Here is a 20,829-nt window from a genome sequence, read left to right on the forward strand (position 1 = left end):
CTTGATCTTCTGCAAACAAAGATAATGCAGCGATGACTTCAATCACGATTTCATCTAGAGATAACCGCGTTTTGGTGAGTTGCTGTTCACGGGCAGGATCTAAACGTGCTAAAAGCAGTAAATTTTCTAAAACCTGCGTACTACGATTGACATCATTTTGAATTTGGCTTAAATCCTGTTTAAGTTGAGGAATATCATGGTATTTTCGCTGAATCAATTGCAGACGCATTTGTATGGCAGATAAAGGAGAACGTAATTCGTGTGAAGCATCCGCAGTAAATGCCTGCTCTGCCAATAATGCCCGATCCAATCGATGCAGGAGATGATTTAAAGAGTTGATTACAGGTTGAATTTCTGTAGGCATGTGTGCCGTGACAATGGGTTGTAAATCCTGCGCCGATTTGTGTTCTATAGATTGAGATAAATTTCGTAAACTCGCCAGATCACGACGAATCCCCCAACGCATCAATCCCCATTGTAATAGCCATAGAATGATCAAAATCACCAAGTACCAGATCAAGCTTTGCCATAGTTCATCAAAGCGTGCCGATAAAGGCTGAATCACAATAGATATGAGTCCTGTTTCAGCTTTATCCTGCCGATAAATACGCCAAAGCTGTCCATCTTTCCATCGCAAGGAAAAATCTGTTTCAACGTCTAAATTTAGAGGTATAGCATCATGATCTGCGGATTGGCTGAGCAGTTGATGATTCCAGTACAAGACATATTGCAGATCGAACTCATCACTTAATTCTTCCAATTGCTGACCTGAAGGTAAATGCACATCAGAAAGCAACAACATATCTGAAACCTCGTCCATGATTTCATCTTGTACTTTCATGGTGTGATAACAGGTCAAAAACACCAGCAACATAAAAGCAATTACGCCTGCAATCACGCCACTCCATAGCGTTGTTCTGATTAGTTTGGACTGTAATGACAAAGAGACGGGACGATTCATTATTTACTCACCCATTCGATAGCCCAAACCACGAATGGTTTTAATCAAAGTTGCACCGATTTTTTTACGCAACTGATAAATATAAACTTCAATCGCGTTACTTTCGATTTCCTCACCCCATGCATAAAGCGATTCTTCAAGTTGCTCACGTCTTACAATACGTTCGGGGTATTGCATCAATTTATATAAAATCTGGAATTCTTTCGCGGTTAAATCCACAATATGCTGATCTAGCAATACCGTTTTAGCATGGGTATCTAGTTTGAGTTGTTTCCATTCTAAAATATGGCTATTGGCACGTTGCTGAGAACGCAACTGGGCGCGTACGCGGGCAGAAAGTTCATCCAGACTAAAAGGCTTAACCAGATAGTCATTTGCCCCCAAATCCAACCCTGTCACCCGATCTTCAATCGTATCTTTGGCAGTGATAAAAATAACAGGCGTGATCGGCTGATGCTTGCGTAAAGCCACTAATACATCATCCCCTGTCGCTTTAGGTAAACCTCGATCTAGCAAAATACAGTCGTACTGGTGTTGTTCAATGGCGGCAATCGCATAATCGCCACGTTCAACCCAATCCACACGATAGCCATCCATTTCGAGCCATGATTTGATACTTTCGGCTTGGGAACAATCATCTTCTGCTATTAATATGCGCATGTGCGATCTCAAGTGCTTTATGATTAAATAGATCTGTTTTTCACTATAGAGTAAAAAAACCGCAAATCCAAAATCAGACATGCGGTTTCTCTGGAGGAGAACATTTAGGGTTTACTGTTAAAATTGAACGCTATCCACATCAATTTCAACACGTTTTGTCGGGATACGGTCAATATCAACTTCACCGATCAACGTTACGATTGTAGTGGGAGAAATTGCACGACCTTGCCATAATTCATCATCAATATCGACTGTAATCGTGCCTGTGGCATCTCGGAATTGATATTTTTCATCTCCCAAAGATTTAACCACCTGCCCTTTAAGCATTACAGGTGCATCATCTTTCATGGTCAAAGCTTGCTTCACACTTGTCACTTTTGTTGGCGCTAAAGCAGACTGATTAACAGGTGTCTGTGCAGATACATAACCCGTGGTTGCTAAAGTTGCAGCTAATAAGATATTGCGCATCATATTCATTTTAATGACCTCATTGATGTCGGTGTATCGAGTTGATTCATTCAATACCCATAAATTAAACAAACAAGATGAGGTGAATCTTAGGAAAATTTGCGATTAGGCTATTTAGCTGAGTGGAACAACACGCAAAACCTCTTCTAACGTGGTAACGCCTTCAATCACTTTACGCGCACCCGCAATGCGTAATGGTTCTACGCCTTCTTTTTTAGTTTGGGCACGTAATTCATTTAAAGTCGCATGGGCACTAATTAAATGTTTAACTTCAGTGCTCACCGGCATAAATTCATAAATACCAACACGTCCTTTGTAACCCGTGTTACGACATGCTTCACAGCCCACTGCACAATAGACAGTTTCAGGCATATCCATAATGTAATCAAAAGTCAGGTGTTCCCATTCCTGTTCATTAATCTGGGTTTGCACTTTGCAATGCGGGCATAACTTTCTGACCAGACGTTGTGCTAATACACCCAAAATAGTTGCGGCAGTCAGAAATGGCTGGACACCAAGATCATGTAATCGAGTTAAACTGGAGGGTGCATCATTGGTGTGCAAAGTTGAAAGTACCAAATGACCTGTTAATGCTGCTTGTATCGCCATATTGGCGGTATCCTGATCACGCACCTCACCCACCATGATGATATCGGGATCCTGACGCATTAAAGCTCGGACACCATCGGCAAAACCAAGTTCAATGGCAGGATTGACCTGCATCTGATTAAAACTGGGTTCCAACATTTCAATCGGGTCTTCAATGGTACAGACATTGACCTGTTCAGTTGCCAATTGTTTTAATGATGAATAAAGTGTCGTGGTTTTACCTGAACCTGTCGGCCCCGTAACCAGAATAATGCCGTGACTATGCTGTGTGAGTGTATTCCAATCATTAAGCAAACGTCCTTCAAATCCAAGTTGTTGAAAACTACGCACCAAAACTTCTGGATCAAAAATACGCATCACCATTTTTTCGCCAAATGCAGTCGGCAAAGTCGAAAGACGTAGTTCTGTTTCTTGTCCTTTTGGCGTTCGGGTTTTTAATCGTCCATCCTGTGGTTTACGCTTTTCTGCAACATTGAGTCGTCCCAAGATTTTAATCCGCGCAATCACCGCAGTTAAAGTATTTGCAGGCATGTTATAAATGGTATGCAAAACGCCATCAATACGGAAACGAACCTTGCCTGTATCCTTACGTGGTTCAAGGTGGATATCACTGGCACCCTGTTCAAAAGCAAATTGCAACACCCAATCGACTAGCTTAACGATGTGTTGATCATTGGCATCAGGGGTTTGCGTATCGCCTAATTGTAAAAGTGCTTCGACACCTTTATTTTCCCGATCATAACTACCCGAATTTTGCGACGAGTTGACCGCGCGACTGACCTGATAATATTCAACCAGATAACGATGTAACTGTTCAGGATTCAAAATCACCCGTTCAATTTTTTTCGGACTCAAGCTACGCTCAAGATTGACCAACCAGTCAGTCATAAATGGTTGGTCTGTCCCAATTAAAACTGAATCTGCTGTAATGCTAACGGCTAAAATTTTATTGCGTAAAGCAAACTCTTGTGACATCACCGAGGTTAATTTACTAACATCAGCTTTTAGTGGATCAATCACATAAAATGCCAGCCCTGATTTTTCCGCAAGCCATTGACTTAAACGCGTGCTGTTTAACACTTTATCTGGTGATTGTTGGTCTTTAAGATTGAATTGGGCAATCCATTGAATCGGGTGCCATTTCAACTGATCTTTTTGACGATGTGTGGTTTGAATCAATAATTTATCACGCTCAGTGATGCGCCCATCTTTTAATAATTGTTCTAAACACCAAACCGTATCTATTTCAAAATTAAACTTCATTGTTATACCCCGAACACTCTACACAATATAGCAGACTTCATTTGCAATGTATTTTTTAGTCTTTAAATTAGGGATATGCAGCCGCCCAAAATTGTTTTAAAGTGCCATAAAAAGCACCAATAAAATATCCAGATCATAGGCGGCTAAATGAGTTCAATTGCATTTAAAAACTTTCATGACGCAGGACAAGCAGTACTGCATTTTTTACGTCAAAAATTTGGATTTGATTTATGGATGATCACGCGTGTAGAAGGCAATGACTGGATCGTATTACAGGCCGAAGATCATGGTTATGATGTCAAACCTGGCCGCGTTTTTAACTGGGCAGATTCGTTTTGCTCACATATGGTACAAGGACACGCACCACGGATTGCGCCACGTTCCGAAGATGTTCCACTTTACGCTTCTGCACCCATTGCCCAACAAGTCAATATTAAAGCCTATATCGGACAACCTCTGGTTAAAGAGGATGGCAGTCTATTTGGCACTTTGTGCGCGATTGATCCAGAACCAAAGTCTGAAAAAATTATTGAAGATGGTGGTTTGGTTGAATTATTTGGTAATTTACTCAGCCATATTTTGCAGCGTGAAATCCGCGAAAATGAACAAATTCGTTTACATGAACGCCTACAAAATGAAGCCGTTATTGATGCCATGACGGGTGTCTATAACCGCCGCGGCTGGAATCAATTCATTTGTATAGAAGAAGAACGTTGTAAAACCTATGGACATCCTGCTGCTGTTTTCATGATTGATTTGAACGGTTTAAAAGCAATCAATGACCAACAAGGACATGCCGAAGGCGATCGTTTTATTGAACAGGCTGCTTTTATTTTAAGAAATTCACTACGTCAGGAAGATTTACTGGCACGTTTAGGCGGCGATGAATTTGGAATCCTGATACTGGGTCATGACCATGATCATCTGGAACAATTAAAACAACGCTTACTGGAACATTTGGCAGATGCTAAAATCAGTGCTGCGATTGGTTATGCAATGCGCCATCCAAGTCAGGGGTTGGAAGACGCATGTAAACACGCTGATCAGCAAATGTATATCCATAAGCAACAGTGTAAAGCACACTAAAATAATGCTGCTCATTCAGTAAAATCAACAATCTCAATGTATTGTTCATTCACACTGAAACTGACATCAAACTGAGCAAATTTCATTTTATAAATCCGATTAGGATCATCCTGATACGCAGGTCGTGGGTCAAGAGACAATACTTGTTCAAGCTCATCCACAATCTGAACCGTCAGTTTTTTCTCATCTAAATATTTTTGTCGTAGCGCATCAGCATCCGTTGTCCACATGACTTTTTTTCTCGCGGGTTCATGCTGAGCATAGCCACTTTGCGCATTTTCGATGGCGTCAGAATATTGAATATAAGGTTTGATATCTAAAATAGGCGTTCCATTCAGTAAATCACTGCCTGTCACATAAATACGAAGTGTTTTGCCTATTTTTTCAATTGATTTAAATTGTACTACAGATAACCCAATCGGCGCAGGTCGATACATACTACGGGTCGCAAATACCCCAATTTTTTTATTACCACCCAAACGTGGTGGGCGGACTTGCGGACGAAATTTTTCAAACTCCTGCTGATGTTTATTGTCATGAAACTGCCAAATCAGCCATAAATGACTAAATTCCTCGATACCTTCAAATGCCAATGGATCATTATAGGGTTCATACATTTCAATATACGATTCGACCTGCACCAGATTAGGCTGGCGCGGAATACCAAACTTTTCAAGGTAAGGCGAATGCATGCTGCCGATGATTGGCAAATTTACAGAATTCATCATCACTTTTTCTTATAAACACAATTAAATATATTCAGTTTATCGAGAATGATTTTAGATTAGAATAGCAACCTGTTTTCTTTTGATCGTGATTGAGACCTTTAATGGCTGCTTTTAACGTTGAACGCATCACCCATGTTCACCACTGGAATGACACTCTTTTTAGTTTTAAAACCACACGCGACACCGCACTGCGTTTTAAAAATGGTCAGTTCGTCATGATCGGGCTTGAGGTCAATGGCAAACCATTAATGCGTGCCTACTCAATTGCCAGTGCTAATTATGAAGAAGAACTTGAGTTTTTCTCGATTAAGGTTCAAGACGGTCCACTCACTTCGATTTTACAAAAAGTACAAGTGGGCGATGAAATTTTGATTTCTAAAAAGCCAACAGGTACGTTGGTACATGATGATATTAATCCAGGTAAAAACCTGTATTTCCTTTCTTCAGGTACAGGTCTTGCACCATTTTTATCGTTAATTCGTGATCCTGAAACTTATGAAAAATTTGAAAAAGTGATTTTGGTTCATGGTACACGCTGGATTAGTGAATTGGCTTACCAAGATCTAATTTTGAATGAATTGCCAAATAATGAATGGTTTGAAGAATTAGACATCAAAAACAAATTGATCTACTACCCAACTGTGACGCGTGAACCATTTGAAAATGAAGGTCGTGTCACCACTGCCATTGAAACGGGCGCATTATTTGAAAAAATTGGTTTACCACCTTTTAACCCAGAAACTGACCGTGCGATGCTTTGTGGTAGCCCACATTTCTTAACTGATGTAGCTGCACTTTTAGACAAAGCTGGTCTTAAAGAATCTCCGCGTATGGGCGTTTTAGGCGATTACGTAATTGAACGTGCATTCGTTGAAAAATAATCTGCCTTCATGACCAAAAAAACCGAGAAAAATTTCTCGGTTTTTTATATTCATTATTTTTTAAGCTTTTTATTTTGAAAGATATCCACTAGATTTGGCGACTTGGTATCTGGCTGTTCATCTAAAAAGCTCCGCGCATATTCACCTAAATGTGCTTCCATCAATTGAATGGCTTTTTGCTCATCACCTTGCTCAATCGCCTGCAAAATTGCCTCATGTTCTTCAACCGAACACTGATTTGGTTTGGTTTCATACATCCCGATTAACGAGGAAGTTCTAGCAATTAAAGTTTGCAAATATCCTGTCGCGATCGGATTATGATTGGCTTCACATAAACAAATATGAAAATCACCAAAAAGCTTGATCCACTCTTTAATTCGATGAAAGTACCAAAAAAGTTGCTGCATCCACCACCAAAATTATTGCCGTTTTTCCAGATCAAAACAATTTTGTCTGTAAGGTGATATCAAGACTATTCAATATTAAATAAAAAACCCAAATTCTTAGCGAGAATTTGGGCTCATAATTCTATATCTATAATCAAATAAAATTAATTTATCTTATTGATATTTATCCAAGTTGGTTTCTGGACCATCGCGAACAACCGCTTGTGCTTTATCAAAGCTTTCCATTAAGCACTTGTATTCTGGACATACATGATCAGCAAGAATTCCAGCAAAACGAGAGCCTTCAGGTCGATTCCAAGTACGCATTAACTCAGCCACAATCGCAAAGGTATCTGTTGGAATTGCACCAGCTTGAGTCACACGTGCAATGGTTGTGTCAGTTGCTAATTTACTCCAGTTACCTGAAGCATCAATCACACAATAAACATTATATCCTTCCTGACGCGCACTCACTGCCGGAAAAGCCAAACATACGCTGGTAAGCGTACCTGCAATAATCAGCGTTTTTCTGCCAGTCTTTTTAACTTCATCTACAAATAATGGGTTGTCCCATGTATTAATTTGCCCTGTACGTGGAACATAGACTGCATGAGGAGCATAATGATGTATTTCTGGAATTAATGGCCCATTTGGTCCATCAGGTACAGACGCCGTTGTAATAACAGGGATATTTAATAAGGATGCAGCCTTTGCAATGGCAATGACGTAATTGCGTAAGTCTGGGACCGGAACATCTCTTACTGTATTGAATAAACCACTTTGATGATCGATCAGTAAAATAACTGAATCGTCTGGATCTAACATTCCATTTGTAGCAGCCATAGATCACTCCTTATTCTTACGAAATTAAAAATGAAAACCATTATGTAGATTAATAATTTTTCATTTGATGACACAGCCAACAGTCTAGAATTAGTGTGGCTATCAACTGATGGTAATGTCAAAAAAGAATGATAAAAACTTAATTTAAGCTTAATTTTGTAAAGAAATATCAATTTATTTTAGTTGTTACATGAATGATCAACCAAAAAATAAAATAATGATAAGACGAACAAAAAAAGCGATCTGTTGAATTCTCCAGATCGCTTCTAATTGATTTGACTACGCTTATAAGATTCAAGAGTAGATCAATACATTGAATCTATGATTTAAGCTCACCAAAAGCAAAATTGGAAACCGACAAACCGCCCATAAATTGCTCTTCATGATAATTACGTGTAGCTAATTCCTGCTCTGCGGCACCTACAGCCACCATCAATGGCAATAAATGCTCCTCACGGGGATGCGCAACGCGTGCCGCAGGAGCATGTTCCCAATCATTTAATAATGCATTACGTGCATTGCCCTGATGCTCAACCACTGTTTCAAATAACCACTGATCAAAGGCGCGTGAAGGCTCTGCCGCATGAGCATTGAACATACGCAAGTTGTGATAGCTGAGTCCGCTTGCCACAATCAACACATTTTCATCACGTAACTGCGCTAAAGCACGTCCCATCTCGATATGTTGTTGCGGATTTAGCCCTTTTTTCAAAGACAACTGTACTACTGGAATATCCGCCGCAGGGTTGATGACCTGCATTGGCGAAAACATGCCGTGATCGTAGCCACGTTGTGCATCGGTCGCCACTGGAATATTCGCTTGTTCTAGCAATTCCACAACACGTTCAGCCAGTTCTGGTGATCCAGATGATTCATAACGTACCTGATAGGTATGTGCAGGAAAACCACCATAATCATAAATCATATCGGGTTGCGATGCCGTCTGAACCGTAAACTCCGGCGCTTCCCAATGCGCAGAAATCATCAAAATGGCTTTAGGTCGTACTACTACAGAATCTAACAAATCACCCAATGATTGGGCCAGATTGGCATAAACTGTATTTAAATACTCAGGCATCCACGGCCATGGTCCACCACCGTGCGAGATAAAAAATACAGGCTGTCGATGATTTGCAATTTTCATGGATATTCCCTCAGGTTTTATTCAATCATTGTCTAATATTTAATAAGCTTACCAATGCAACAACAATAATAAAAACAGAACAATCAGATGCATTTTTAGAACGATTAATCCTGACTAATTTGCTAGGTTGAGCAAAACACTGAGTAATTTTAAAATAATCACTTATATTTACTATGCCTTTTCAATTGCCATGAAAACTGAGTTGCTCTCTCCCGCTGGATCACTAAAAAATATGCGTTATGCTTTTGCCTATGGGGCAGATGCAGTTTACGCAGGTCAACCGCGCTATAGTTTACGTGTTCGTAATAATGAATTTGATCATGACAACTTGGCCATTGGAATTCATGAAGCACATGCTTTAGGCAAAAAGTTTTATGTGGTGGTCAATATTCAGCCACACAATAGTAAACTCAAAAATTTTATCACCGATTTAGAGCCTATTATCAAAATGCAACCAGACGCACTGATTATGTCTGATGCAGGTTTAATCATGTTGGTTCGTGAGCATTTTCCACAGATGCCCATTCATTTATCGGTACAAGCCAATGCCATCAATTGGGCAACGGTAAAATTCTGGAAAGATTACGGTCTTACTCGTGTCATTCTGTCACGCGAACTTTCGATTGAGGAAATTGCGGAAATACAAAAGCATGTTCCAGATATTGAACTCGAAGTGTTTGTACATGGCGCATTATGCATGGCTTATTCGGGCCGTTGTTTGCTTTCGGGTTATATGAATAAACGTGATGCCAATCAGGGCGCGTGTACCAATGCCTGTCGTTGGGAATATAAAATTCATGATGCCATGGAAAATGAAACTGGAGATATGATTCCTACCCAGCAACTCGCCTCCACACACAGTTGCTGTCGTCCACAAGATCTTCAAGCTCCGTTCACGCAACCTGTTTTGGTACAACGCAATGATGAGGAAATGTTTGCTGCTGAGGAAGATGAACACGGCACTTATTTTATGAACTCGAAAGATCTACGTGCGGTACAGCATGTAGAGCGTTTAAGTCAGATGGGTATTTACTCCTTAAAAATTGAAGGTCGTACCAAATCTTATTTTTATTGTGCGCGTACAGCACAGATTTATCGTAAAGCCATTGATGACGCATTGGCGGGCAAACCTTTTGATCCAAGTTTGATGAAACTGCTCGAAGGTTTAGCAAATCGCGGCTACACCGAAGGTTTCTTGCGTCGTCATGTGCATAGCGATTATCAAAATTATGCTGATGGTTCTTCACATTTTGATTATCAGCAATTTTGTGGTGAAGTTCTGGAACGTAATGGCAATTATATCAAGATCGATGTCAAAAACCGTTTTGATGTCGGTGATGCATTAGAGCTCATGACCCCACAAGGAAATATAAGTTTTGTCCTAAGTGAAATTTTGGACAATAAAGGTCAGCAAATCGAGAGTGCCAAAGGCTCGGGACATGTGGTTGAAATTCCATTAGATCCGAGTATTGATATCAAATATGCACTCCTGATTCGAAACCTACCACATGCCACAGAACAGATTTCATCTTCTGCTTTGGCATATGCTGCGGAGTAATAATGGCTTTATTGATCACATCTGAATGCATTAATTGCGATATGTGTTTGCCAGAATGTCCAAACATTGCAATTTTTGAAGGAAAAAAGGTCTATGAAATTGATGCAAATCGCTGTACAGAATGTGTCGGGTTTTACTCTGAACCCACTTGTATTGCGGTTTGTCCGATCAACTGCATCATAGTGGATCCTGCACATATTGAAGGTCAAACACAGCTCATGGATAAGTTTAAACAACTCAATATAATTTCATATTAATTGAAAAATAAAAAAAGGAACTTGACTGTTAGAGGATCAAGTTCCTATAAAATAAATTTTARAWTAAATCTGAAAGCTCTTTAATATGAATGCCTTTAAATTGACAAGCCGTTAAATGAGAAAGCAAAACAGTCGAAACTGCTCTGCTTTCCATGATTTAAAAAGGCGCGTTTAACTATTCCGAATAATATAATCAAATGCTGACAAAGATGCTTTCGCCCCTTCACCYGTGGCAATAATGATCTGCTTATACGGCACAGTGGTACAGTCACCCGCAGCAAATACMCCTGCTACATTGGTTTCGTTACGCTCGTTGATAATAATCTCACCACGTGGACTTAACTCGACTGATCCTTTCAAGAAATCTGTGTTTGGCAATAAACCAATCTGTACAAAAATTCCTGATAGTTCAATGCTGTGTTCTGTCTCTGTAGCACGGTCTTTATATTTCAAAGCGGTCACCTGAGCACCATCACCGACGACTTCAGTTGAAAGTGCATGGGTGATTACAGTCGCATTCGGCAAGCTATTTAGTTTGTCCTGTAACACTTGGTCGGCACGAAGTTTGGTATCAAATTCAACCAAAGTCACATGCTCCACAATACCTGCCAAATCAATTGCCGCTTCAACACCCGAGTTACCACCACCAATCACCGCAACTTTTTTGCCTTTAAACAATGGACCATCACAGTGTGGACAATACGCTACACCACGAGTCGCATATTCCTGTTCACCCGGAACGCCCATTTTTCTCCAGCGCGCACCTGTCGATAAAATCACGGTTTTCGATTCAACTTTGGCACCATTTTCCAATTCAACTTCCACCAGACCTGAAGCAGTTTGATCGGCACCGACAATTTTACTGACACGTTGCAGATTCATAATGTCCACATCGTACTCACGTACATGTTTTTCCATATCCGCAGCAAACTGTGGACCTACAGTTTTTTGTACAGAAGTAAAGTTTTCAATGTCCATGGTATCCATGACCTGACCACCGAAACGCTCTGCGATCATGCCTGTACGAATGCCTTTACGTGCTGCATAAATCGCCGCAGTACCACCCGCAGGACCCGCACCCACCACTAATACATCAAAAGCCTGTTTGGCATTAATTGCCGCTGCATCTTTTTCAGCAGCCCCACTGTCCAGTTTTGCCACAATTTCTTCTAAGGTCATACGACCTTGGCCAATATGATTGCCATCTTGGAACACCATCGGAACTGCCATGATTTTGCGTTGTTCCACTTCATCCTGGAAGAAGGCACCATCAATCATGGTCGCAGTGGTATTGGGGTTATAAATCGCAATTAGATTCAGTGCCTGAACCACATCTGGACAGTTATGACAGCTTAAAGACACAAATACATCAAAGTCTGCTTTAAGATTCAAACCTTTAATCTGGTTGAGCACCTCATCAGAGACTTTCGGTGCATAACCTGAAGTTTGTAACAAGGCTAAGATCAATGAAGTAAATTCATGACCCATCGGTAAGCCCGCAAAGAACACACGTGGTTGTTCACCGACTTTGGCAATACCAAAACTTGGACGGCGTGTATTTTGACCATCAAAGCGAGCCGTGACTTGATCAGAGAGTTCCGCAATTTCAGTAACCAATTCTTTGATCTTGGCAGCTTTGTCTGAATCATCCAGAGCAGCGACCAATTCGATAGGACTTTCTAAACGTTCTAAATAGGCTTTTAACTGAGTTTTGATATTTTGATCTAACATTGTAAAGCTCCAAAGGAGAAAATTTTTAACTTGTTGAGAATATTACGATAAAACTTTGGATAGGTGAAACAGTATGTTTTTATGATTTTAATCGATTTTACCGAACATAAAATCATTATTCACTTTTTTGCTCAATCCGCTCTGCTCGATTCTTAAGATTTAAGGCTAAAGCATAGGTCATCATTGCAATAAGTGCAGCCAATAAACTGATTCCCCAACATAAGAGTTTCACCATTTCAGAAAGTTGTTGAGCTTGATCCGCTTGTTTTTGAACACTTTGTGCCAATGGCGTGACTGCTTTCCCATAAAGTTGCTGCTGCATGATCCAAAGCTGTTCAGGTTTAAAGCCATATTCCATAAAATGCGGATCCTGACGTTCTTCACGGATCAAATGTGAAACATAAGGTAATGCTGTCTCTTTATCCACTGGTCGGTGTAATAAAGCAGTTTGCGCTAAAAGATAATCTTTCACTGCATCTGGTGTATCCACATTTTTCAACTCATGCGCGATTTGGCTTTGCTGAATACTTTGATCATAAGCCACCAATTCAGCATAAGCTTTGGCTTGGTCACTAGTACGGTCATATTGCAAGTAAGTCAAACCTGACCAGATAAGAATAAATCCAATTAACCACGCCACAAAGCGTAAAATCAGTGAACGAAAACGTAACTGAAAAAATTTAAATTTTTTTAAAATTCGGACAAAAATAAAAGCGCCAAAAAATGCAGTGAAAATTTTTAAAAACAGCCAGCCGAACCATGACAATAGATTGCTAAAATAATCAGACTGTTGATCCAACAGTAACTGATCAGCCATCGCCACAGGAATATGTAATTGCTCGACTTGTTGGCTTAAATCAAAAAAACTATAGACCAACGCCTGTTGAGTAAATGATGCAACCAAAGCAATGATAAAAATCCCTGTTACCGTTAGACTCAACAGCATCACACGATGTTGACGCTTTTTGAGTTGGGTCAATCGAGACTGTATCGACTGAATATTCATCGGAGCATTTTCGATGGGTGGCAACCTACTCTCCTCATACTGTTAGACTTAAGAAGTACCAATTTATTTACTGCTTTGAAGCAGCATCATGACTCGACTCAATGACCAGTTGATTTAAATTTTGCTGAAGTGTACGTAATCTCGTTGCCGCTTCATCGCGCTTTTGCATACCTTCTTTTTGAACTTGAATCACATCGTTAACCGTTTTAATGAGGGTATTTTGCACATGTTCAAGGGTTTCAATATCAATCACCGAACGTTGATTGGCTTTAGCTGTATCAACTGAATTTTGATGTAATAAATCAGCATTTCGACGCAATAAATCATTGGTTGCATCATCAATACTTTTTGCCAATTGCACGCTGTTTTTTTGTTCCTGTAAGGAAATCGCCAGACTGATTTGATTTTTCCATGCAGGTAAAGTGATATTTTTAATCGCATAAAATTTATCCACCAACATTAAATTATTGGACTGAATAATACGAATCATTGGCAAAGTTTGCATGGCAGACTGCTGTAGAACTTGTAAATCACTGACCCGTTTTTCTAAATTATTCGCAAGGTGGTTCAGATCATAGATCTGCTGAGTCATTTGTTGATTCTGTTCTTGCTGATTTAATTGAGCAATCTGTTGCTGAATTTCCTGCTGTTTGATCTTACCCGCAGCAACATGAACACCAAGTTGTTTATATTCGTCTTGCACCGCATCAAACATTTTATCTAAAGTATTCACACGGGATTTTAGTCCGTTTTGTGATTGCTCAATTTCTTTGACCAAAGCATCAATTTGTTCTTTCGTGGTATTAAAATGTTGATCAAAGCTTTGTTTGGCACCCTTAATTTTATTCAACAAACCGCCTAAAATCGGAATTGATGAGCCTTTCGGTTTATTCAAGATGCTCGATGTATTGAGTTGCTGGGCAGCTTGAACCACTTCATTTAACTTTTGACCTGTCGTATCCAGATCTTTATTTTGAACCAGATTCAGGAGTTCATCGGTGTAGGTTGAAGTTTTGGTCGCAATATCCTTACCATATTCAGAAACACTACTGTGCGTCATATCAGTCAATGTCTGATGTGCATCCATCACCTGAGCAAAATCTTCAGGCTGTAAACCTAGCTCTTTTAAGTTTAAACGCTCAAACTCTTGCTGCTGAAGCTCTGTAGATTGTTCAACCAATACATTTTTATGGTTAGATTCGGATTGTGACATTATTCCACCCTATTTTTATCTAATGATTTTTTTAAAGTATTCATCAATATTTCACGACTATGATCCAGCTTTTGCAATTCTGCAACTGAATTGCCTTGCATGCTCTGTTTGAGGTGATATTGCCAAGCAGGAATCAAGACTTGTTGCGCTTCCTTAAAACGATCCAATAAGGTAAAGGAAAGTTGCTCGGCCAATTGCATCTGTGTAATAGCGATATCATTACTCGCTTGCAAAGTTTGTAAGGTGTTTATTTTTTTAGATAGTCGTTCTGCAAAATTATCCAGTGGATGTCGCTGCTGAATAAAAGCAGGATATTCCTGCAAAAATTCTTGAGCCGCAACGATATATCTCGCCATCTGTTCACGTAAACCCAGTACCTGTTGGACACGCGCCTGTGATTTTTGAATTTCAATCTGCAAGCGTTGACTTAAAAAACTGGCTTGGTCAATCAGACGTTCCAATTCATTTAAGTAATTCAACTGCCCATGATCATATTCGATATCAATGCCTAACCATTTTTGTAATGCATTAAATTTACGTTTCTTGAGCACTTTGTTAGATTTCGCCAACTTATCAATCAATTGAGAAATGACCTTGCTCAATTCTTGATTGAGCTTGGGGTCAACCCCATTGAGCAATACCGACTGCGATTGGATCAGCTGATCGGCATAATGATTGAGCTGATATTGATTATCCAGTAAAGGCACCAGATCATTGCGTTTGATCGCCAAAATTGCTTTTGGATCAACTTCAATCTGATCTAGCGGAATCAATGAATTAAATTGAGTCATAATCAACCAATATATTTTGTCAATTCATCATAGGCACAAATCGATATAGTGCAAAGTCTATTTTTTATATCAACATGATGATTTTATGTTAAATCTTAAATTTTTCATCTCACCATTTTGCAAATAGACATTAGACGTCTTTCATCAGTCCTTTTTATTTCTCCCTATTGAGAGAAAAATAAAAGGAGTTTCAATAATGAGAAAGCAGTCTATTACAGATATTTTCCTTCTCGTTCAGGCTGATAAATGACTTTTTCAATTTTAATTTTCATCAATTGACCATCAGGCTGTGGCCATTCAATACTCTGCCCCTCTGTCAGTCCCAAGATCGCCGCACCGACAGGCGCCAAAATATTAACCTGACTTTTATCGCCTGTAAAATCATGTGGATAGACTAAAACAATCTCAACAGAATCTATTGAAGGTGCAATGGTGATACTCACTCGGGAGTTCATGGTGACCACATTTTTTGGAATATTTTCAGGATCAACCACTTCTGCTCGCGCCAGTTCATTTTCTAAATGCTGCATGGTCGAGCTTTGAGTCGTTTGATGTTCAAGCATCGTTTCTAAACGATGTAGATCTTGCGAGGAAATAATAATATTAGGCTGAGACATGTTATAAACTCCTTAAATCTATCAATTTTCAAAACAAATGACTTAAATATAATTTTATTGTTATATCAGAGTTTAGTTCTGATGATTAAAATATTCACAGATAAAAAAAGCTCCCTTGACGGAGCTTCTTCTCAAGCAATTTGCTTAGTTAGCATATACAGGGAATTTTGCACATACTGCTTCAACTTTTGCTTTAACATCAGCGATAACACTTTCATCACCTTTGCTATCTAATACATCCGCAATCCAGCCCGCTAAATCACGAACTTCGGCTTCACCAAAACCGCGAGTCGTCACTGCTGGAGTACCAATACGAATACCAGAAGTCACAAATGGAGAACGTGGATCGTTTGGAACTGCATTTTTATTGACCGTAATATTGGCGTTGCCCAACCATGCGTCAGCATCTTTACCTGTAATGTCTTGTTTAATTAAAGACAATAAGAATAAATGATTATCTGTACCGCCTGAAACCACATCATAACCACGTGAAATTAATACTTCAGCCATGGCTTGAGCATTTTTGACCACTTGTTGTTGATACGCTTTATATTCAGGGGCCATTGCTTCTTTAAAACAAACTGCTTTAGCTGCAATTGCATGTACCAAAGGACCGCCTTGGTTACCTGGGAACACCGCAGATTGAAGTTTTTTCTCAATTTCTTCGTTTGCTTTGGCAAGGATTAGACCAGAGCGCGGGCCACGAAGTGTCTTGTGCGTGGTTGTCGTTGTCACGTCAGCGATTTGAACTGGGCTTGGATAAACACCTGCTGCAACCAAACCAGCAACATGCGCCATATCAACAAACAAATAAGCACCAACTTTATCCGCGATATCACGGAAACGCTGCCAATCCACCACACGGCTATATGCAGAGAAACCTGCCACGATCATACGTGGTTTGTGTTCCAAAGCTAAACGTTCAACTTCTTCGTAATCAATCTCGCCAGTTTCAGGATTTAAACCGTACTGAATGGCATTATAAGTTTTACCAGAGAAGTTTACTTTTGCACCGTGAGTCAAGTGACCACCATGTGCAAGGCTCATACCCAATACTGTATCACCTGCATTTAATAATGCTAGGTATACCGCAGAGTTTGCCTGTGAACCTGCATGCGGCTGAACATTGGCATAATCAGCACCAAAAAGTTCTTTAGCACGGTCAATAGCTAATTGTTCAATCACATCGACATATTCGCAACCGCCATAATAGCGTTTGCCAGGATAACCTTCTGCATATTTATTAGTCAGTTTTGAACCTTGCGCTTCCATCACCGCAGGAGAGCAATAGTTTTCAGATGCAATCAGCTCAATATGCGCTTCTTGGCGCGCGTCTTCAGCGTCAATTGCTTTGGCCAATTCTGGATCAAATTCAGAAAGAGAAATGTTGGCAAACATTAGCGAGGGTCCTATGAATTAGGGCTTTTAAGCCGTGCTAAGATTGGGCGCTATTGTAGCATGAACTTTAGGATTAAGCAGAATGAACTTTACTCAGTTTTAAATAAAAATGGCTCATGTGATATACATGAGCCATACGGCAGAACCATCATGATTTATTTGGAAAGCATCGTTCCAACATCTTGCACAATATTTGGAATATTTAACACATAAGCAGTCCCGTGATCCCATTTCACTGCATTACCATCGTCGGTAATGTATTGAATAGCTGTACCCTTTTGCTGGGCTGAACCGACCAGTGTATTGGTCGCAATTCGCGGTACAGTAGTGTCATTACTGCCCTGATAAATGGTAATTGGCGACGTCACTTTAACCGTTAAAGGCTGACCATCTTTAGAAGTAAAGTTTTTCACCACTGGAATATTCAGGAAATTATCCTGAGTACGCCCATAACCATTCAGACTTCCAGTAGATTGAGCATATAACCCCATACTGCCAGCAAAGGCATTGCCAATATCGCCTGAACATTCTGTTTCTGCGTAGGTTTGGGCAATCTGCGCAGTTGGATCTTTAAAAACCTGAGTATATTTAAAATCCGGATTTGGATTACGCAATCCTGCGGTAATCAGTGCCGTAAAGGTATCCAAACTTGCATATACAGGAATCTGTGTAGTTACAGGTTGATTTGCAACTGAGGCTTCGCCCAAAGTCAAAATCAAATCAAGGTTAGATGCAGGTGCAACAGCAACGGTTCCCTTATAATCGAGCTTGGCCCGTGATGCATATTGAGCAGCGCCTAAAGCTGCTTGTCCACCTTGTGAATGCCCAACGGTCACCCATTTATTATTTACTTTACTGCCCAAATAATTGCGTGCAGCAACGACCGCATCGGTTATTGAAAATGCTTCACTTTTTACATTTAAAAATGGATGCAATTCCTGTCCGCTTGGCTCGCCCAAACCTTCATAGTCAGGTGCTACCACCACATAACCTTTGGCAAGTAGTGCAGCAATCATCCCTTTAATATAATCATTCATTGCCGTGCGGCTTGGTGCGCATTTATCAGCAACGCCTGTTGTGCCATGCGCCCACGCAACAATTGGCCAACCTCCAACGGGTGCCGCTCCTTTAGGCGTGAAAACTAGCGCTGTCGCCTGCACTTCTTTATTATTAATCCCCAACATCTTATAAGTCATTACCAGACTTTCACCAGCAATAGCGCTCATATCGGTTAAGCCATAGCTATCCGTGCGAACAACAGGGTTTTGAATATTATTTTCAGGAATATCTGAGGGTGGTTTAAAAAAATCATCCCAGTCATTGTCATCATTACAGGCTGATAAAAATAGAGTTAAACTGAGCGTAGAGACTGCGAGCAACGTCTTTTTCATTTTTTCTTATCCTTTTGAAGGTATTCAACATTCTTGTTGTTTTGCACAGTAATGCAATTTATAAATTATGCCTTGTTTAACCGTATAAACAAGACAGTTATACAAAGTGAAACATAACATTCATGAATACAGTTGAATCTTTTCACAATTTATCAGAGATGCTACATTTAACTTTTGCTGTCGCATCGAGATTATTCATTTAATGACTGCCATTATTCTGGACACCGAAACCCATACCCTCAATGGTTTACCGATTGAAATTGCTTACGCACCTGTAGAAGTTCATGCAGGAAAACTCAGTCTGGATAAAAGTCAGCTATTTGATCAGCTATATCAAGTCAATCAACCAATCTCTTATGCGGCTATGGCGGTACATCATATTTTAGAATCCGATCTCGTCGATCAACCTTTATATACCTCTTTTGAGTTGCCTGCTGATACCACTTATATTATTGGGCATAATGTTAATTATGATATGGCTGCCATCGCGCGCTGCGGTGTAGAAACACAAGATATTAAAGCGATTTGTACTTTAGCACTGGCACGAAAAGTTTGGCCGCAGGCAGATGCGCATAATATTTCTGCTTTAATTTATCTGATCTCTAAAGGCAGCGATAAAGCACGAGAACTACTAAAAGGTGCGCATCGTGCCGACGCGGATATCATTTTAACTGCGAATATCCTGATGCATATTGTACATCATTTGAATATTCACAATATTGATGATCTTTATCTGGCATCAGAACAAGCACGTATTCCCACTAAAATTAATTTCGGCAAACATAAAGGTAGCTTGATCCAAGACCTCCCCCATGACTATATCAATTGGTTACTTCGTCAAGATGATCTTGATCCTTATCTCAAAAAAGCGCTAGAGAAGACTCTCGTTTGAAACTAATTTTTTGATTTATAACTTATTTCATATTAATGTAATTTTCTCGTTTTATGGTATCACCAATTTATAACAAGGGATAAATTGGGGATGTCTCATTATTATAAAACTGCGCAAGGTCATACTGCGCTTGAAAACCGTCAATTTAATCTGAATGTAAGACAACGACGCTTATTACTCTTAATCGGCACTGAAGACTTTAATAAGTTAAGTGATCAGTTCAGGCAAAAAATTGCATCTCCTGAATTGCTAGAGCAACTTGAAGCAATGGGACTCATCCAATCTCAAACGTTTTCGAGCTCTATCACCACGTCTAAACCAGAAGCTAACATTCCACCCTCTAGCAGTAACGCACTATCTCGCCAGAATGAACTTGCCAATGTTCAAGATGCTATCAATCATCCAACTTGTCCTAGTCAAGAATATCGAGTTTCGGATGACTTGATTCAGCAGCAACAAGTTGAAATTACCCCAATGGCAATAATGGCCTTTGACGAAATCAAAACTTTAATGGCAGAAACCTTGTCCAGCTATTGTGGTTTACTGGCAAGACAACTTTTAGAACAAATTAAAAATGCAAGCAATGTTAAGCAGCTTAAGATTTGCCAAATGCAATGGATTACTCACTTACAGGAAACCCGCATTCCTCCGCAGCAATTGAATCAACAATTACAACAAGTCAATTTTGCCTTACAACATCTTCAGCTTGAGCAATAAACAGATTAAATCATCAGATAAATCGAAAAATTAAAAAACTACACTGTTTTTTCTAAAACTTCGACTATTGAATGCACGATGACTGTGCCGTTCATAATTTTGCTACGCCTACGACTAAAGATTAAACCTATTTGATCTAATCCAAAGTATTATAGATACATATAATAAATATGATATATTTCTCAGCGTTATATAAGACTCCTTTCATAAGTCGCTTTTATTTCTCTTA

At 39.7% G+C, this 20,829-nt stretch carries 20 protein-coding genes and 1 pseudogene; 6 read left to right on the forward strand and 15 right to left on the reverse strand.

All coding sequences use genetic code 11. The features are described from left to right. From JR005_RS13740 to JR005_RS13755, 4 genes are all read right to left on the reverse strand, one after another. The coding region (locus tag JR005_RS13740) for a histidine kinase dimerization/phospho-acceptor domain-containing protein (RefSeq protein ID WP_228731714.1) at positions 1 to 961 on the reverse strand (961 nt) is incomplete at its 3' end. 3 nt (positions 962 to 964) lie between these two features. Next, the gene (locus tag JR005_RS13745; protein ID WP_005003739.1) at positions 965 to 1,621 is read right to left on the reverse strand and encodes a response regulator transcription factor; all 657 of its coding nucleotides are present in this window, start codon (positions 1,619 to 1,621) and stop codon (positions 965 to 967) included. A 117-nt stretch (positions 1,622 to 1,738) separates the two neighbouring features. After that, positions 1,739 to 2,098 carry a NirD/YgiW/YdeI family stress tolerance protein gene (locus JR005_RS13750; protein ID WP_218665295.1) on the reverse strand — a complete coding sequence of 120 codons (360 nt, stop codon included), beginning with the start codon at positions 2,096 to 2,098 and terminating at the stop codon, positions 1,739 to 1,741. Positions 2,099 to 2,203: 105 nt separating this feature from the next. Next, positions 2,204 to 3,961 carry a GspE/PulE family protein gene (locus JR005_RS13755; protein ID WP_218665296.1) on the reverse strand — a complete coding sequence of 586 codons (1,758 nt, stop codon included), beginning with the start codon at positions 3,959 to 3,961 and terminating at the stop codon, positions 2,204 to 2,206. Between the two features lie 147 nt (positions 3,962 to 4,108). Here JR005_RS13755 and JR005_RS13760 point away from each other — a divergent pair, with 147 nt between their 5' ends. Beyond that, entirely contained in the window at positions 4,109 to 5,047 is a 939-nt protein-coding gene (locus JR005_RS13760; protein ID WP_218665297.1) for a diguanylate cyclase, read from the forward strand. An 11-nt stretch (positions 5,048 to 5,058) separates the two neighbouring features. Here JR005_RS13760 and tsaA read toward each other — a convergent pair whose 3' ends face one another. Beyond that, positions 5,059 to 5,772, reverse strand: a complete 714-nt coding sequence (gene tsaA, locus JR005_RS13765; RefSeq protein ID WP_218665846.1) for a tRNA (N6-threonylcarbamoyladenosine(37)-N6)-methyltransferase TrmO — start codon at positions 5,770 to 5,772, stop codon at positions 5,059 to 5,061. A gap of 104 nt (positions 5,773 to 5,876) precedes the next feature. Here tsaA and JR005_RS13770 point away from each other — a divergent pair, with 104 nt between their 5' ends. Further along, entirely contained in the window at positions 5,877 to 6,656 is a 780-nt protein-coding gene (locus tag JR005_RS13770; protein ID WP_004989772.1) for a ferredoxin--NADP reductase, read from the forward strand. Positions 6,657 to 6,709: 53 nt separating this feature from the next. Here the strand turns inward: JR005_RS13770 and JR005_RS13775 are convergent. The 3 genes and pseudogenes from JR005_RS13775 to JR005_RS13785 form a co-directional block, all read right to left on the reverse strand. Beyond that, positions 6,710 to 7,027 (reverse strand): annotated as a pseudogene (locus tag JR005_RS13775) (FCD domain-containing protein); the annotation flags it as partial. Between the two features lie 189 nt (positions 7,028 to 7,216). Continuing rightward, entirely contained in the window at positions 7,217 to 7,885 is a 669-nt protein-coding gene (locus JR005_RS13780; protein WP_004989775.1) for an isochorismatase family protein, read from the reverse strand. A gap of 319 nt (positions 7,886 to 8,204) precedes the next feature. Then, positions 8,205 to 9,029 carry a DODA-type extradiol aromatic ring-opening family dioxygenase gene (locus tag JR005_RS13785; RefSeq protein WP_218665298.1) on the reverse strand — a complete coding sequence of 275 codons (825 nt, stop codon included), beginning with the start codon at positions 9,027 to 9,029 and terminating at the stop codon, positions 8,205 to 8,207. Between the two features lie 190 nt (positions 9,030 to 9,219). Here JR005_RS13785 and yegQ point away from each other — a divergent pair, with 190 nt between their 5' ends. Beyond that, positions 9,220 to 10,587, forward strand: a complete 1,368-nt coding sequence (yegQ, locus tag JR005_RS13790) for a tRNA 5-hydroxyuridine modification protein YegQ (protein WP_218665299.1) — start codon at positions 9,220 to 9,222, stop codon at positions 10,585 to 10,587. 2 nt (positions 10,588 to 10,589) lie between these two features. Beyond that, positions 10,590 to 10,844, forward strand: a complete 255-nt coding sequence (locus JR005_RS13795; RefSeq protein ID WP_218665300.1) for a YfhL family 4Fe-4S dicluster ferredoxin — start codon at positions 10,590 to 10,592, stop codon at positions 10,842 to 10,844. A gap of 171 nt (positions 10,845 to 11,015) precedes the next feature. On the opposite strand, the gene ahpF is transcribed toward JR005_RS13795, so the two are convergent. From ahpF to JR005_RS13830, 7 genes are all read right to left on the reverse strand, one after another. After that, entirely contained in the window at positions 11,016 to 12,575 is a 1,560-nt protein-coding gene (gene ahpF / locus JR005_RS13800; protein ID WP_005004919.1) for an alkyl hydroperoxide reductase subunit F, read from the reverse strand. 115 nt (positions 12,576 to 12,690) lie between these two features. After that, positions 12,691 to 13,605: a hypothetical protein gene (locus JR005_RS13805; RefSeq protein WP_218665301.1), complete on the reverse strand. Its 915-nt coding sequence runs from the start codon at positions 13,603 to 13,605 to the stop codon at positions 12,691 to 12,693. 43 nt (positions 13,606 to 13,648) lie between these two features. After that, a complete protein-coding gene (locus JR005_RS13810; RefSeq protein ID WP_218665302.1) occupies positions 13,649 to 14,794 on the reverse strand; it encodes a toxic anion resistance protein in 1,146 nt (381 codons plus the stop codon). Continuing rightward, positions 14,794 to 15,585 (reverse strand): tellurium resistance protein, encoded by a 792-nt coding sequence (locus JR005_RS13815; protein ID WP_218665303.1) that lies wholly within the window; start codon positions 15,583 to 15,585, stop codon positions 14,794 to 14,796. The genes JR005_RS13810 and JR005_RS13815 overlap by 1 nt, the downstream gene beginning before the upstream one ends. A gap of 212 nt (positions 15,586 to 15,797) precedes the next feature. After that, on the reverse strand, positions 15,798 to 16,202 hold the full coding sequence (gene rnk, locus JR005_RS13820; RefSeq protein ID WP_218665304.1) for a nucleoside diphosphate kinase regulator: 405 nt from the start codon (positions 16,200 to 16,202) through the stop codon (positions 15,798 to 15,800). Positions 16,203 to 16,346: 144 nt separating this feature from the next. Continuing rightward, positions 16,347 to 17,600, reverse strand: coding sequence for a serine hydroxymethyltransferase (glyA, locus tag JR005_RS13825; RefSeq protein WP_004998447.1), 1,254 nt, complete (start codon positions 17,598 to 17,600; stop codon positions 16,347 to 16,349). Between the two features lie 155 nt (positions 17,601 to 17,755). Continuing rightward, positions 17,756 to 18,991: an alpha/beta hydrolase gene (locus JR005_RS13830; protein ID WP_004989806.1), complete on the reverse strand. Its 1,236-nt coding sequence runs from the start codon at positions 18,989 to 18,991 to the stop codon at positions 17,756 to 17,758. Between the two features lie 202 nt (positions 18,992 to 19,193). Here JR005_RS13830 and JR005_RS13835 point away from each other — a divergent pair, with 202 nt between their 5' ends. Both JR005_RS13835 and JR005_RS13840 read left to right on the forward strand, forming a co-directional pair. After that, on the forward strand, positions 19,194 to 19,883 hold the full coding sequence (locus tag JR005_RS13835) for a putative quorum-sensing-regulated virulence factor (RefSeq protein WP_218665305.1): 690 nt from the start codon (positions 19,194 to 19,196) through the stop codon (positions 19,881 to 19,883). A 90-nt stretch (positions 19,884 to 19,973) separates the two neighbouring features. Next, on the forward strand, positions 19,974 to 20,600 hold the full coding sequence (locus tag JR005_RS13840) for a hypothetical protein (RefSeq protein ID WP_004989814.1): 627 nt from the start codon (positions 19,974 to 19,976) through the stop codon (positions 20,598 to 20,600). Positions 20,601 to 20,829: the final 229 nt, after the last annotated feature.

It is taken from the genome of Acinetobacter sp. Colony158 (assembly GCF_019264745.1).
In the GTDB taxonomy this organism is placed as follows: Bacteria; Pseudomonadota; Gammaproteobacteria; order Pseudomonadales; family Moraxellaceae; genus Acinetobacter; species Acinetobacter ursingii.

What these genes read in the sequence shown, in the direction of transcription:
- glyA (WP_004998447.1), bottom strand. Translation starts at nt 17,600, where the DNA reads ATGTTTGCCAACATTTCTCTTTCTGAATTTGATCCAGAATTGGCCAAA.
- JR005_RS13780 (WP_004989775.1), bottom strand. Translation starts at nt 7,885, where the DNA reads ATGGCTGCTACAAATGGAATGTTAGATCCAGACGATTCAGTTATTTTA.
- JR005_RS13750 (WP_218665295.1), bottom strand. Translation starts at nt 2,098, where the DNA reads ATGAATATGATGCGCAATATCTTATTAGCTGCAACTTTAGCAACCACG.
- JR005_RS13795 (WP_218665300.1), top strand. Translation starts at nt 10,590, where the DNA reads ATGGCTTTATTGATCACATCTGAATGCATTAATTGCGATATGTGTTTG.
- JR005_RS13770 (WP_004989772.1), top strand. Translation starts at nt 5,877, where the DNA reads ATGGCTGCTTTTAACGTTGAACGCATCACCCATGTTCACCACTGGAAT.
- JR005_RS13840 (WP_004989814.1), top strand. Translation starts at nt 19,974, where the DNA reads ATGTCTCATTATTATAAAACTGCGCAAGGTCATACTGCGCTTGAAAAC.
- JR005_RS13760 (WP_218665297.1), top strand. Translation starts at nt 4,109, where the DNA reads ATGAGTTCAATTGCATTTAAAAACTTTCATGACGCAGGACAAGCAGTA.
- JR005_RS13815 (WP_218665303.1), bottom strand. Translation starts at nt 15,585, where the DNA reads ATGACTCAATTTAATTCATTGATTCCGCTAGATCAGATTGAAGTTGAT.
- JR005_RS13745 (WP_005003739.1), bottom strand. Translation starts at nt 1,621, where the DNA reads ATGCGCATATTAATAGCAGAAGATGATTGTTCCCAAGCCGAAAGTATC.
- tsaA (WP_218665846.1), bottom strand. Translation starts at nt 5,772, where the DNA reads ATGAATTCTGTAAATTTGCCAATCATCGGCAGCATGCATTCGCCTTAC.
- JR005_RS13785 (WP_218665298.1), bottom strand. Translation starts at nt 9,029, where the DNA reads ATGAAAATTGCAAATCATCGACAGCCTGTATTTTTTATCTCGCACGGT.
- rnk (WP_218665304.1), bottom strand. Translation starts at nt 16,202, where the DNA reads ATGTCTCAGCCTAATATTATTATTTCCTCGCAAGATCTACATCGTTTA.
- yegQ (WP_218665299.1), top strand. Translation starts at nt 9,220, where the DNA reads ATGAAAACTGAGTTGCTCTCTCCCGCTGGATCACTAAAAAATATGCGT.
- JR005_RS13830 (WP_004989806.1), bottom strand. Translation starts at nt 18,991, where the DNA reads ATGAAAAAGACGTTGCTCGCAGTCTCTACGCTCAGTTTAACTCTATTT.
- JR005_RS13810 (WP_218665302.1), bottom strand. Translation starts at nt 14,794, where the DNA reads ATGTCACAATCCGAATCTAACCATAAAAATGTATTGGTTGAACAATCT.
- JR005_RS13755 (WP_218665296.1), bottom strand. Translation starts at nt 3,961, where the DNA reads ATGAAGTTTAATTTTGAAATAGATACGGTTTGGTGTTTAGAACAATTA.
- JR005_RS13835 (WP_218665305.1), top strand. Translation starts at nt 19,194, where the DNA reads ATGACTGCCATTATTCTGGACACCGAAACCCATACCCTCAATGGTTTA.